Below are 14,205 nucleotides of genomic sequence, written 5' to 3'. Positions count from 1 at the left end.
CCACGGGTGGGGCCGGAGCCCCATCCGTGACTGTGGAGAGATGATTGCATTTTGCCGCCGGGCGGCGCGGGGTCAGCTCCGACCGCCGTCCGAGTCGGTATAGCCCGTCAGGACGCAGCCCACGAAACGCTCCAGAATGGCGGCGACCTCCGAGCGGGTGGCTCTGCCGGCGGGGTCCAGCGCGCCGCCGGACTTGCCGTTGATCAGACCGCAGCCCACGGCCCAGGCCATCTGTGTCCGGGCCCAGCCGGAGACCTGCTCCTGGTCGGAGAAGCCGGAGAGATCGCCCACCGTGCCGACGTTCTGGTCGATGCTTCCGGCGTAGTTGTAGAGGATGACCGCCATCTGTTCCCGGGTGATGGGATCATTGGGGCCAAACTTGCCGTTGCCGTAGCCGGAGATCACGCCGTTCCGGGTGGCCCACTCCACATAGGGGGCGTACCAGACGCCGGATGCCACGTCCTCGAAGCTCTGGGCGGTGTAGCGCTGGGGGTCCATGCCCTCCAGCCGGCCCAGCACCGTGACGAACATGCCGCGGGTCATGGACATCTCGGCGGAGAAGAGCTCCTCGGCGGTACCGTTGAACAGCTCACGGGCAGTGACAAAGTCGATGAACTCCAGGGCCCAGTGACCGTCCACGTCGGTGAAGGACTTGGCGTTGTGGACGAGCTCATATTTCCCCACCTTGTTTGCCAGATAGATCATGCGCCCGTCGGAGAGCATGCACCAGGGCAGGATGGAGGTCTCGCCGTCCGGGCTGGTGTACTGCACCACGTTGGCCTCCAAGGGCTCGGACAGGGTATCGGGCAGGGTGATCAGCAGGTCGGTGACGCTGTCGCCCTCCGCCAGGGTGCCGGCCGGGAGAATGACCACGCAGTCGTCGGTGGTGAGGATGACGTCCTCCTCCTGGTTGCGCCGGATGATATCCGCCTGCTCTTCCTGGGAGGGTCCCCCGGTGGTGGGGACGACCTCGGCGGGGGAGCTGGGGCGGCGCAGGCGGACCATGGCCGTGTACAGGTTTTCCGGGTTTTCCAGGTCGCGCACGGCGACCTGGTGCCAGCCGTAATCCTGCTTGACGTAGATGTAGGTGCCGGTGCCGCTGGTCTTCCAGCTCAGGCTGTCGTCCTGGGCGATGGCGGCGGCGATGCCGTCGGCGTCCAGCAGGTCGGTGGAGCGGGAGCGTTTCATGATGAAGAATTCATACTGGCCGCTGCCGCCGAAGGCGTTGACGGTAACGGTGCGGATGCCGGCCTCGCTCCGGTTGGCGGCCCTGGCGGTGAAGGAGACGGCGACGTCCGCCACGGTCAGCGCCCGGATAAGGTAATCGTCGGGGACGGAGCCGGCGGGGGTGTCCTCCTTATCCCGGACATAGAGGACGTAGTCCCCCGGGGCCAGACTGGAGAACGTGGAGGCATCCTGCCAGGTCAGGGCGTCGGCAAAGGCGTCGAAGGCGGCGTGATAGGCCGCCAGGGCGGCCGCCGCGTCCTCGGAGCTCAGCTCCGCCGTATCCGGCTCGGCCTGGTCAAACTTGTCGGCGTCCGCCACCAGGGCAAATTGGTAGGCGTTGCCATAGACGTTCTGCTCCACGCTGGACAGGGCCGGGTCGTAGGTCCCGCCGACCACCTTAGAGGGGTCCACGGTGACGCGGCCGTTGTCGCGGGTCTGGGCAAAGGAGGCGTCCACGGTCAGCCAGCCGTCCTCCAGCGGGCGGATGGCCATCTGCACGGGAATGGTGGAGCGCTGTTCGTTGCCCGCCGTATCCAGCGCGGCAAAGGTATACGTGCCGCCGTAGGTGATGGGGAAGGAACCGGTGACGGCGCTGGGGGCGGTGCCGGGGGCCGTGTAGACGTCGCAGCCGTTGACACGGATGCTCTGAATGCCCGCCTGACTGGTCTTGCCCTTGGAGACGATGTAGCCAATGGCGTCGCCCTGGCTCTGCGAGGCGGAGACATAGGTCAGATCGAGGGTGGGCAGATCGCTGTTCAGCCGGTCCATCACGAACAGTCGGGTGCTACCGCCCCCGTCCGCTCCGGTGCTGACGACCTTATAGACGCCGTTTTGCTCCACGGGGTACAGCCCGTCCTCCCGGACCGCCACATCCACCCAGACGCCTTGGGTCTCGGTGAGGGTGGTATCCTTGGGCAACGCGGTGTCGGCGGCGGCCGCGGTCTTGGTGACGACGGGCTCTTCCACCGGGTTTCCAGCCACGTCGGTACGGGTAAGCGTCTGGACCAGGTACCAGCCGCCCTCCTCCTGCCGCAGCTCGTAGGCGGTTGTGGTGGTGACGGTGGTGACGCGGTAGAACTGGACGCTCACCGCCGCGCCCGCGCTGGTATCTACCTGCGCGAAGGCGTACTGGTCCTTTTTGAGCTGGGTGGTGTCGCCGATGCCGGTGAGGGGGGTGCCCTGAGAGTCGCGGTAGACGAGGGTCACGCTCAGTTCCACCGGGACGTCGGGCGTGCTGACCGGCGTATTGAACCAGTCCACCCGAACCGTGCGTTTGGAGCTGTTCCCGGCGGTATCACTGACCTGGATGGAGAAGGTGCCGTTTTGCTTGACATAAACGGTGAATTCCCGGAAGGATTCGCTGTGGGTGATCGCGTTGCCGGTGGTCGCCCCGGAGGTACCGCCGTCAAAGCTGCTCTGGCCCAGGCCGCTCTCGTCCAGCAGATAGACGGTCAGGGGGAAGCCGTCGGGATAACCGGCGGGGGCCAGAGAGGCGGTCTCAGGCAGGACACGGCCGAAGTAGATTTGCGGCGCGTCTCCGCCGGTGTCCGGCAGGATATCCTGGTTCTTGGAGAAGGTCTCGATCATGCGGTCGAAGAGCGTGGTGTCCGAAACGGTGGTCACCGTGACGGTGTGGGCCTCGTTGAGAGGGTTGGCGCCCAGGATGATGGTGGCAAAGCTGCCCTCGCCCTCGCCGCCGGCGGCGGAATAGGTGGTCGCGGCGTAGCCGGGGAAGTCGCTGGAGACCGTGACCGTGCCGTTAAAGTAGAGGTCGATCTTCTCCGCCAGGGTGGTAAAGGAGAAGGAAAGTCCCTTCTGGTTGGCGCGGGACAGGTCGCCCAGGTAGGGCACCACAGAGCCGGTGGTGTTGGGACCCCAGTGCATCACGTCCTTCTGGAAGGTCCACGCGCCGGACGCGTCGGTGTTCGGGTCCAGCTCCACGCCGGCCTTGCTGTACCAGGTGAAGATGTCATTGTCCTTGAAGATGTTGACGCCGGTACCCGACTCGGTGACGGTGTAGGCGATGTCGGTCCAGGTGCTGGTCGCCATATCGGACACCCGGATGATACCGCTGCCCTCGGAGGAGGGGCTGATGACCAGGAATCCGTCGGAGCCGGTTCCGCTGGCGCCCATGTTGTAGTAGAGGATGCCCAGATGCTTCTCGGTGGTCTCCATGGCCTGACTGTTGAGCTCGCTGACCGAGATGACGGGATTTTCCCGGTTGGTGGTGGAGACGGGCAGGCTCAGGCGCAGGGTGGTGCTCAGGGGCAGAGTGATCTTCACCGGCGCGGTAAAGAAGGCGAGGGGCTCCAGCTCCTCAAAGCGGCTGTTGTTGCCGGAGACGTACTCGTTGTCGAAGGCGGAGACCTGCAGGCCCTCGGCGGACAGGGAAGTGATGCTGGCGTCGCTGTCGATCACCGTGACCTGAAGATTGAGGCTGCCGGTGGCGGTGGCCTCGCAGTAGGCGTCCTTGGAGACCAGGAAGGTACCGGTCACCTTGCGGGCGTTGCCCTTCTTCAGGTCGGCGCCGTCCGCGCCCTCCAGCCGCAGGATGCCCTTGGCCCGGTCGTCGGTGACGGAGAGGGCTTCAATGGGAGCCTGGTCGGAGATCTCAAATTGGCCGGAGGAGAGATTCAGCGGCGCATAGACGGCCTTCTGATAGTCGGTGTCGCCCTCCTGGACCTCCTCCATGGTCCGCCCGGTCTGATAGGCAAACTGGAGATAGGGGGCCGCGGAGTCCGCGCCGCCGCGGTTGGTGACCCTCATGCTGACGCCGATCCGGACCTGGTCGCCCTCCACGCCGACGGTGGTAAAGCTCAGATCCTCCACGGCCAGCTCGGGCCGGGCTTCAATGGTCCGGGTGATACCGCCCGGAGCGGTCAGGGAGCTGTAGGCGATGGGCTCCTCCACGCCGAAGGGGTGCTCCTCGCTCTTGCCGGTTTCGGAGACGGTGAAATAGAACTTCCGGCCCTCCAGATCTTTGGGAAGGGCGCTGGTGTAGTCGTCCAGACTGGCGGTGACGGTCTGGCCCACGGCCACGCCCGCCTCATCGGAGAGAATCCACTGAGCCAGCCGCTCGCCGACGGCATAATCCCCGCTTTCATCCGGCTGGCTGGAAATCCACAGCTCCACGGTGATGGGGTCGCTTGCCGAGCCGCGCAGGGGCACGTCGCCGGTGTTCTTGAAGGTGATGGTGGGTTGCAGCATGGCTCCGGGGGTGAAGTTGGGCTCGGCAAAGGTGATGCTGCCCTCGCCCACGTTCTTTTCACCCACGCCGAAGGATAGGGCGTAATAGCCCGTGGTGCTGACAAGGCTGCCGTTGCCGTCGTACTTGGGCAGGATGACCTTGGCGCCATCGCCGCCTAGGTAGCTCTTTTCCTCCAGCGCGGTCTGGGTGCCCTGGGCCAGGATGACCAGGGTGGAGGAGGATGCGGTGATGTCCTGCGTGCCGCCCTCGCCGTTCGGCTCCTGGCCGATGACGGCGCCGGCCTTCAGGCCCAGGGCCACGTCCAGGTTGGAGAAGGTAAAGCTGGACATACCGCCGTTCCGATAGCCCTCCAGCTTGCCGTAATAGGCCTGCTCGGTCTCCTCCGGACTCCAGCCGTTGGCGATGGCGTCCTCATAGACCTGCATGTAGTTCATGGCCAGCATGCGGCCCTCACCGAAGGAACCCGTACCGGTGGCCTCATTGTAGGAGTATTTGGAGACATAGATGGCGTTGTTGGTGGTGTTGGGCACCGTGTCGGTGTAGACGGCGGTGATATTGCCCTCGCCGTCGGTGCCGATGGACACGCCGCCCTTGGTGCGGTCGTCGTCGATGGGGGAGAAGAAGGGGATGATGGAGCCTTTGCCGTCAGTGGTGATGCGCTCCAGACTGGACTGGGGCACCACGTAGGTCCCGCCGTTCATCTCAAAGAGCAGGAACAGGCTGCTTTCCACATCCAGGGGAGTGAAGGCCAGGCTCTCCCCAAAGCGCTCTTCCTCGCCCGTCAGGTTGCCCAGCTTGCCGGTCAGGAAGCGCACGGGACCGAAATAGGGGTCCTCGAAGGCTTCGATCTGCACGGCACCGACGCCGTCTCGGTTGGCGTACACGCCATCCACGGTGGAGCCGCTGCCGCCGGTCAGGGTGCTCAGGCCGCTGGTGAGGCTGTCGCCCAGGCCCATGTCGTTGACGTCCACGAGCTGCCGGAGCATCTTGGCCGTCTCCAGAGTGACTGCGCCGTCGGCATTCACGCTGCCCTTTTGCAGGTAGAGCTTGTGGACATTCTTGTCGCCGTAGCGGCCCGTATCGGGGTCGGCTTCGGTCTGGGTCTGAGTGGCGGTGTAGGCCAGGTAGAAAGCGCCGTTATCCTGTACCGCCATGGAGACGCTGGACAGCCGTGTGCCGGCGCTCTCCCAGCCCTCCGGAGTGAAGCCGGTGGTCACAACGGAGCCGTCGTCCTTCCGGTAGCTGAACATGAACTGGGTGGCCTTGCCGTACACATCGTCCATCGAGGTGGTATAGGCGTAACGGAAGGCGGCGGTGGGGTCGCCCTCGCCGGTGCTGACGCCGTCGGCGTCGGTGGTCACGCCGCCGCGGCTGGCGCTGTAATAGTCCTGGGCCTTCTGCGTGGAGGCCGCTTTTTCGTCCGGGGTGTAGTTGATGGTGCGGGCATAGAAGGTGAGCCTGCCATCCGGGCTGACCGCGGGCAGGAACTGATAGGCCCCGGTGCCGTCGGAGAGGGTCTTGGCGGCTGTGAAGCCGTCGCTGCCCACGGGGAAGGAGGCGGACTTGACCACTGTGTTTCGGGCGGAGTTGGACAGCAGCTCCTGGGCGGTGTCGGCGGACTGTTTCTCGCTGCTGAAGTACTTGTACCAGGCGGTGTAGGCGGCGTTTCGCTTGTCATAGGCCGCCTGATCCGTGTCATATGCGGCTTTGAGGGCGCGGTAGGCGTCCCACTCGCACTTGGAGGCCTGGTGGGCCTGAACGGCTTCGTCATAGGCCAGGGAGGCCGCTGCATAGCTGGCATAACTCACGGTGTGGTAATACCCGGTATCCGTCTGGTCCTGCGCATACTGAGCGGCTTGCTCCTCGTCGTCCAGAGCCTCGTACGCCTCCGCAGTCAGGTAGTAGTCGGAGACGTTGGGCGCCTGGGTGATCTCAGGCTCGTCGGGCTCATCGGGTGCAGAAGGTTTACCGGTTGGCTGGAAGCCTGCGTCCTCATAGTTGTCCTTATCCATGTAGACGGTATCCTCTCCCTCCGCATAGCTGGGGCGGGGGTGGACCGCGGAGTCGGGCATGGAGCCGCCGGTGGAGGTGCTGCCGTCGGCGCTGGTGGGAGTGGCGTAGGTCACCCAGGAGACGTGGATGGTGTCTCCGCTGACCTGGGCCCCAAAGTCCAGATCGCCGGTGCCGTCGTCCTCCACGGGGAGGTAGTTCTGGTTGGTCGCCGTGCTGCCGGTCACCGGGTGGGCCAGGCCCACGGTCTCGCCGGTGTTCTGGAGCTTGGAGAGCACCAGCATGTTGGAGTCCACGGCGTTGGCCGGGTTCTCGCGGCTGATGGTGTACAGCAGGTAGTTGTCCTGGCCCACGGTCAGAAGCTGGTAGTCGGTGCCGGTGGCCAGGTCCTTCGCCAGGCGGAAGGCGTCGCCGGAGGAGGAGTAGCCGGAGATCTGGAACTCCTTGCCGGGCAGGTTCTCCGGATCGAAGGCCAGGGCGTCGATCTCGTCGAGCACCATCTGGGCGTTTTCCGGCCCGAAGATCTGCTGGGCGGCAAAGGTGTTGGAGGGCAGGGTGATCCGAATACCGGGGAAGCCCTCGCTGTCGTCGACCTCTCGGAGATCATAGCTGGAGATGGTCTGGCCGCCGTTGAGGGTGTACCAGGCAAATTTCCAGCCGTTGTCGTGGAAGCCATCCTCGGGAGAGCCGCCGTACTTTGTGTCCATGCCCTTGCTGTAGTTGATGCCGAACTGAATGGCGTCCAGCTCAAAGTTGAACAGCAGCAGCACCACCCGCACGCCGAAGCCGGCGCGGAAGTTGAAGCTGTCAAAGCTGAAGGGCTCGACCTTGTCGTCCAGGGCGGAGACAGTGTCGTCCAGACTGACCACATTGGCCTCGGCCCCCATGAGGGACAGGGAAGAGGAGGAGGGGTCCCGGAGCTGGCTGCCCTTGGTGGCGGCATTGTTCTGCCGGGTGGCGAAGGACATGGAAATGCCGATGCTGGCTTTGAAGTAGATCTCCACCTTCAGCACTTCCACGCCGATGCCGGCGCCCACCTCCAGAAAGACGGAGGGGGAGACGGTCAGGCCGGAGAAGAAGGTGTCGTTGCGGACTCCGCTGATGGGGACCACCCGGTCAAAGTTGGCATCCTCGTCCAGAACGGTGATACGCACCTCCTGGTTGGCGGTGCCGTCCACCTTTTCGTCGAACATGACCAGCACCGGGGCGGAGCCGTCGGAGGCCACGTAGCCCAGGTTGTTCCAGGTGCTGCCGTCCTTCAGCTCGACCTTGACCTTGCCGGAAAAATACAGATTCACGGCGTCGGACTTGCTGATGAAGGTGAAGGCGTCACCCTTGGAGCCGGCCAGGACCTTTTTGCCCGAGGCGACCTCGTCGTCGGCGGTCTTCCAGCCGGAGGTCAGGCCGGTGCTCAGGTTGGTGGCTATGTAGGCCAGCTTGCCGTTGTTGTACGCGCTGGCGTCGGAGTTCACGGTAGCGGGGACCGTATTGACGTCCAGCATGCCGCTGGTATCCTCGACGACCTCCCGCTCGTTGACGACGCCGCCCGCCAGTTCCAGGGAGGCGCCCACCACGAAGTAGGCGTAGACGATGGGGCAGACGGTCAGACGGATGGTCTGCTTGAACTGGAAGCCAAACTGGAGGAACAGCATGGCAGAGGTAAAGCGGTAGGCGTTCTCCGTGGGGCTGTACTTGAACATGATGGTCACGTTGAAGGCCACGGAGAACTCCATGCCCTTACTCTTGATGAGCTTGTCACTGTCGACAGCGCCCCTCTGGGCCTCTTTGGCCTTCTGCCATTCTTCGCCCTTGATTAACTTGCCGGGATTGGCAAAGGCGTTCTTAATTTTGGAGAGATTACCTGCATTTTCTTTGAGCGGGCCGCTGCGCTCCCATTTGCCGTAAGCGGTCTGTTCGGCGGGATTGAGGCGTTTATCCGAGGCCGTATAAGCCGTGGTGCTCTTTTCGGCCTTGAACACCGGAATGCCGATGGAGAAGCCGAATTCGCTGCCGTCGGTAATGAGGGTGACGTAGTCGGTCAGGCCCACGCTGAGGGAGGGCAGCTCAATGCCCAGATCCACGTTGAATTCCGACATGGAGTTTGAGCTGTTGCCGCTGTCGGCGGCCTGCGTCACGTCGGCGTCGCCCGCGCTGGTGCGGCGCAGGCCGCTGGCGTCGGGGATGGACTTGAAGCCCGCCGGGTTGGAGGAGTCCACCTCGATGCGGTGCTCGCCCGACTCGATGATGTCCAGCGTGGAGATGGTGGAGGTATGGAAGAGCGCCTGAATCTCATCCGTGGTCAGGGACTGGGGACGGATGCACAGGGCCACGGTGTCCAGGGGGTTGAAGCTGCCCAGATAGGCGTTGAGCTGATCCGCGCTGTATGTATCCGACGCAGTTCCGTTCTCGCCGGCCTTGCTCACCAGATTGGCCACGGGCAGGTTCTCACCCACCAGGGAGTCGGAGACGAAGATGGGCTCCGGGTTGCGGAAGGGGTAGAGCATATTGCCCTGGTACTTAGGATTCCAGTTTTCACGCTTGAAGGTGACGTCGGTCAGAGTCTTGCCCGTTTTGCTGGGCGGGTCGAGGGACTCCGTGCCGTCTGAATAGACGTAGGTGGGGTGGATGGGGTCAAAGTCGCCGCCCAGGGGGATATCCACGGTCTCGGTGGCGTTGGCGGCGGCCTGATACATCAGCTTACCGTCGCCGGACCAGGTCCCGGCCTTTTTGGTGTCGGTGACCTGGCCAATGTTGTTGTAGATGTCGAAGTCCTTGGAATACTTGCCGCTGGTGATGAAGCGGTAGCCCTGCATCTCGGTGGACAGGGCGGCCTTGTCCGATGCGTCGGTGACGGACGTGACGAAGGAGGGCAGGATCTGGGCCCGGTCCGTCGCGCTGGCCCCGGTGGGCACGGTGAGGCAGCGGGGGGTCATGTTGTAGTAGAACTTGAGGAACTGCTGGCGGGCGTTCCCATTCTCATCCAGCACGGGGGTAAAGGTAGTGGCGGTGTAGTCCTGGGCGCTGAGGGTCTGCACCAGCACGTCCTCCACGCCGTTCACGGCCTCGGTGTGGAACTGGTTGACGTTGTCCAGATAACCGTCCAACATGCCGTTGCCATTCATGTCCACGTAGTGCTCCACCCGGGTGATGACCAGGGTCATGTCGCTCTCCACGGAGACATAATCGGACTGGTAGTAGGTAAAGGACAGGATCTCGGCGCCGAACATGCCAACGGGGATGGGAATGTCGTCGTCGCCGTTGTACTGCACGCCGTTGAAGAGAATCTGATCGGCGTGAGGCAGGTGGAAGTTGATGGATTTTACATTGTCGAGCTTCGTCGCCGAGGTGCTGTTGCCCTTGGAATCGGCGGCGGAGAAGGTGAGCTTGTTGGTGAGGAAGGAGGTCTGGGTGGTGAAGGTGCCGTCATACCGGTTGCCGGAGGTGTTGGCGCTGGCCCAGGTGACGGTGGCCTGATTGGCCCGCTTCCAGAAGGCCGTCAGGGTGCTCTGGATCTGATCGGGGTCGATGGTCCGGCCGTCCTCCAGGCGGGGCACGGAGGGGGCCACGTTGACGTTGATTTTCTGCGAGCGGTTGAGCACGGCGTTGACGGTGTAGCTGCTGCTGGTGCTCAGGTTGCCGCCGCTGGCAAAGCTGTTGCCGCTGCCGCCAATGATCCGCAGGCTGGCGGAGCCATCGTCGGCCACAGCGCCTGCGTTGACGGTAGTGCTGCCGGTGGAGAGGTATACCGGAGCCGCAGCCCCCTCGGCATAGGAATAGGTGGACCACATGGGCTTGGTCAGGGAGAGCTGGGTGCCTACATAGACCTTCCCGTCGGAGGTAGCACCGCCCTGGCCGACGGGCACGGTAATCTGAGGCGCAATATTATTATAGAGGGAAACCCGGTCCGCTGCCGTTATGGCGTCGTCATCGGCGGTGTGGATCAGATACGAAACCGGCTGAGAGAGGGTCCGGCGGGCTGCGCGGGCGATCTGATCGGACCGGCAGCCGGCGTGGCGGGTATCGGCCCATCCTCTGTCCTCAATGCCGAAGGAGAAGAAGATGCCCGCGGCGCCTTTCTTGATCGTATAGGTCCGGTTCACATTGGAAAAGCTACCGGCGCCGGATCCGCTGATGCGTGAAATCTCAGCGACGTTGCTGCCGCCGGCGACGTTGCTGCTGTTGGCGACGCCGGCCCAGACCACGGTGTGGAACTGATTCAGGTAGTTGTTTTCCGTTTTGCCCTGATAGGTGGCGTATACCGTGGTAAACAACTGGTCAAAATTTTCAAAGGTCTGGGTGTTCCAGCAACTGAATTGGCTGTTTTCACCGCCTACGTCGCCTTTGTAGCGGCCATAGTAGCTGCCGTTGTAACGGAGCTGTTCGGGCATGTCCCAGCCCTGATAGGCCAGACCCTGGGTATTGTTGGTATCATTGTAGGAGCCCATTCCGCCCAGATCGGCGTTGTCGACCCAATAGCGGCTGCTGGGCAGGGCGCTGCGATTCAACTTCAACTCGGCGCTGAGGTCATAGGTCAGCAGGCTGACATCGCCGTCCCCGCTGCCGAAGGTGACCTCCACCGGGGCGGCCTCGCCCTGCTCCACGGGCGTGGCGGAAACGCTCCCGCTGGAGCGCCCCACAATGGAGGCCGTGGTGGTCTCGGTGCTGCCGGACACGTCGTCGGCCTCGGGGGTGTAGAGCATGGTGGCCAGATTGGGCGCCTGGGACGTGCCGGAGTTATACAGACGGACGGTGGCGGCGCCATCCAGAATGGAGCTGTCCGTGCCGCCGCCCTGGGGATTTTCCAGCACGACGGTGAAGGAGCAGTCGGCGTCCGCCTCGTCCACCACGGCCCCGTCGTCGATCAGGGGCACCTCGATGGTCATCTCGGACACGTCGCTGGAAAAGTACAGTGTGCCGCTGGTCTGGACGTAGTCCTGTCCGGCCGTGGCAGTGCCGTCCACCGTGTGATAGTCCACCGTGGTCACATACTGCAGCGCGCCGGTGCGCTCCACCGTCAGGAGGGCCGAGCCGGCGGCCTTGTCCACGGTGACGTCGGTGACGGGGAAGGAGAACTGGCTGGGCAGGATCTCGTCGTTGTCCTCGATGCTGACCAGCAGGGTGTTGGCGGTGTCGTACAGCTCGCCGCCCTTGCAGGCGTCGATCCGGAAGGACACCAGCTCCACATTCTCCGAACGGTCGTCGTCGATGGGGGTGATGCGGATTTCCTTGACCCACTCGCCCTCGGCGAAGGTCATGTAGAACTCATAGGTGTCGTACGCGCCGTCCTGCATGTCCAGCTTGTGGAAGGACTGCGCGGGGTTGCGCTCCACGTCGTCGGGGATCTCCTGGTCCAGGTTCTCCTCGGCCACATAGGGCTCGCCGCCCAGGGAGTCGGTGCAGTAGGAGACGCCGCCGACGGTGTAGACGCAGCGGAAGTCGCTGAGCTCCAGCACCTCGTTGTCGATCTCCAGGGTGGCCTCGCCGTCGCCCACGTTTTCCCAGATGCCATTGGCGTTCAGGGCCTGCCACTGATAGCCGTCGGCCTTTACGTCGGCCTGGAGCACAGTGTACCCGTAGACGGTCTCGCCGGCTTCATCCACCGTGTTTTCCGTGGAGTCCCCCTCCACTACCGATACGCTTACCGGCGCGGCGGGGGCCAAAGGCGCGGCGTCCTGTCCAAAGGCCTGATAGGCCGCGATGGGCAGGGCATCCTCCACCTCAATGTCAAAGTCCAGGATGCCGGCGGCGTTGGCAAAGCTGTAGGTGCCGTCATCCAACTGTGTGACCGCGGGGGAGAAGGACAGGGTGAGCTCGGCCTTGCCCCGGGTGCCGCCCAAGCGGTAGACCCGGATGGTCTGAGCCCCTTCGCCCTCGGTCAGCGCCAACTGACTGGCGCCGAAGGCAAAGGTGCCGTAGGGAAAGGTCTCCTCCCAGGAGGCATCGACGGCGACCTGCTTGCCGTCTCCGTCCACCAGGACGAGGCCCTCGGCCGTAGGGGCGTCCCTGAGTACGGCCAGGGCGGGGGTGATGAGGTTGGCCAGCAGGACCACGCTCAAAACGAGGCTGATGATCCGCGGCAGCACTTTGGTTATGGTTTGCAAGGTGTTTCCCTCCTCTTTCTGGATGTTGGTTCTCTTCCAATTTTGCTCTTCCAATGCCTTAGCCGTCCGCCGGGGACACCGTGTGGCGGAGGTAGGCGTCTTGATAGGTATAGCCGTTTTCCCAGTACCGGAACTCGCCGGACGGCTTCCGGCGGACTTCCACATCGCCGGCCACCACCAGACGGGGCGGCCCCAGGTCCATGCAATGGAGCAGCAGTTTGGCCCGGTATCGGGCCAAAGCGTGGATCAGCCGCTGACCGTCCGGGTCCAAGGGGTCCAGGCGGTACTGCCTGCACACGGCCTCCAGCTCCGGTACGCCCAGCTTGTCCGGCGGGATCGCCTGAACGGAGAGAATGGTCCGTCCGATGTCGGCTGGGGAAAGCTGGGAATAGAGGACGTCCCGGCAGGTGACGGTGGGGTAGAATCCGGATGGGTCCTTCAGGCGCAGGCAGAGGATGTCCTCCACGGCCAGGTCCATCACCAGCATCTGGATGCGCCCGCGGTAGCGGGGCTCAGCCACCCTTCTCACCTCCCGGCACATAGCGGGGAGGCGGGACCATCGCCAGACTCATGGCCTCCTCCGCCGTGATCTCCAGGGCCCTGCCGAAGTACAACCTTCTGCCATCCGTGGTGACCGACTGAAAGACCTCCGGCTCCCTCAGCGGGCAGAAGCGGATGGTATCCAGGCGGTTGGACATGTCCAGCTCCAGCACGCTGCCGCTGCCCAGCTCCAGCCGCAGGCGGAACCCCTCCAGCGGCATGACGCGCAGGATGGTGGGCGGCTGCATTTCGCTGCGGCTACTCAAAAGTGTGCTCCTCCTTTCTTGAAGATGGATGGAAAAGAAATGGATACGCAATGGTTTCGTGCTCGGAGGACAAAAAGGCTTCAGAGTGATCCATGGTGCGGTTGCGTCTCTTCCAACAGCGCATCGAAACCCGCTTCGGCCTTTGCCACGGTCTCCGCAATGATCTTCTCTGCCTCTGTGTGCAGATCCGTCCGCAGGACAGCTTCGATGACCGGCTCATACTTCTCTCGCGGCACATCATAGATCCGAAAACAGCAGCCCAAGTAACGCCGCAGCTTCTGCTCCATGGGAAAATACATGTCGCAGGGCTTGGCCATATAGCTCCGGGTAACACCGGAGGAGGCGAGCTCCAACTCATAAAAGTCCTTTTCGGTGGCGTTCGGCTGATATAGGTGGAAAATCGCGGGCAACTTCTTTGCCGTGTTCCGGTGGATATACTCTGCTGTGCTGGTCAGCGTATAGGCGGTCACATACAACTCGCGCAGCGGCTCGGACAACTCCGTAATATGCATTTGCAGCGCCGTCTCTACCGCATAGAGCATAAGCGGGTCAATATCGGCGCACAGCAGGCTTCCGGCATTCTTGAACTGGCTTTCAAACATTTGCCCGACCAGCGTCAGCAGAAGTGCCTCTTTGTCTTTGAATGCGGCAAAAAAAGAAGATGCGGACATTCCTGTGGCCTTCATGATCTCCGGCGTTGTGGTGGACGCATAGCCCTTCTCCAAAAACAGCTTCACGGCTGAGCGGAGGATCTTGCTCCGCCGGATCAGCCCCCTGTGCTGTAAACCATGCTTTGACATAACCTCACCCCTGAATTTTGACCCTAATTCTGATTCTTATTTTGAGTTGTATC

The 14,205-nt window shown here is 63.3% G+C and carries 4 protein-coding genes; all 4 read right to left on the bottom strand.

Annotated elements, in window-relative coordinates:
- Window positions 1–72: 72 nt before the first annotated feature.
- The 4 genes from BN2154_RS09820 to BN2154_RS09805 all read right to left on the bottom strand — a co-directional run bounded on the left by BN2154_RS09820 (window position 73) and on the right by BN2154_RS09805 (window position 14,152).
- Complete coding sequence (locus BN2154_RS09820; RefSeq protein WP_050618614.1) at window positions 73–12,546, bottom strand: S-layer homology domain-containing protein; 12,474 nt, start codon at window positions 12,544–12,546, stop codon at window positions 73–75.
- Between the two features lie 58 nt (window positions 12,547–12,604).
- A complete protein-coding gene (locus tag BN2154_RS09815) occupies window positions 12,605–13,066 on the bottom strand; it encodes a hypothetical protein (RefSeq protein WP_050618613.1) in 462 nt (153 codons plus the stop codon).
- Window positions 13,059–13,352: a hypothetical protein gene (locus BN2154_RS09810; RefSeq protein WP_154666669.1), complete on the bottom strand. Its 294-nt coding sequence runs from the start codon at window positions 13,350–13,352 to the stop codon at window positions 13,059–13,061. Before BN2154_RS09810 ends, BN2154_RS09815 begins: the two co-directional genes overlap by 8 nt.
- Before the next feature lie 80 nt (window positions 13,353–13,432).
- Window positions 13,433–14,152: a TetR/AcrR family transcriptional regulator gene (locus BN2154_RS09805; protein ID WP_242853736.1), complete on the bottom strand. Its 720-nt coding sequence runs from the start codon at window positions 14,150–14,152 to the stop codon at window positions 13,433–13,435.
- Between the last annotated feature and the right edge of the window lie 53 nt (window positions 14,153–14,205).

The sequence above is a fragment of the Intestinimonas massiliensis (ex Afouda et al. 2020) genome (assembly GCF_001244995.1).
Taxonomy (GTDB): Bacteria; Bacillota; Clostridia; order Oscillospirales; family Oscillospiraceae; genus Intestinimonas; species Intestinimonas massiliensis.
Note: the sequence above shows the minus strand (reverse complement) of the source record. Positions and strands in the feature narration are given on the sequence as shown.

Bases quoted from the DNA above. Each gene is read 5' to 3' on its own strand.
- BN2154_RS09805 (WP_242853736.1), bottom strand. From the start codon at position 14,152: ATGTCAAAGCATGGTTTACAGCACAGGGGGCTGATCCGGCGGAGCAAG.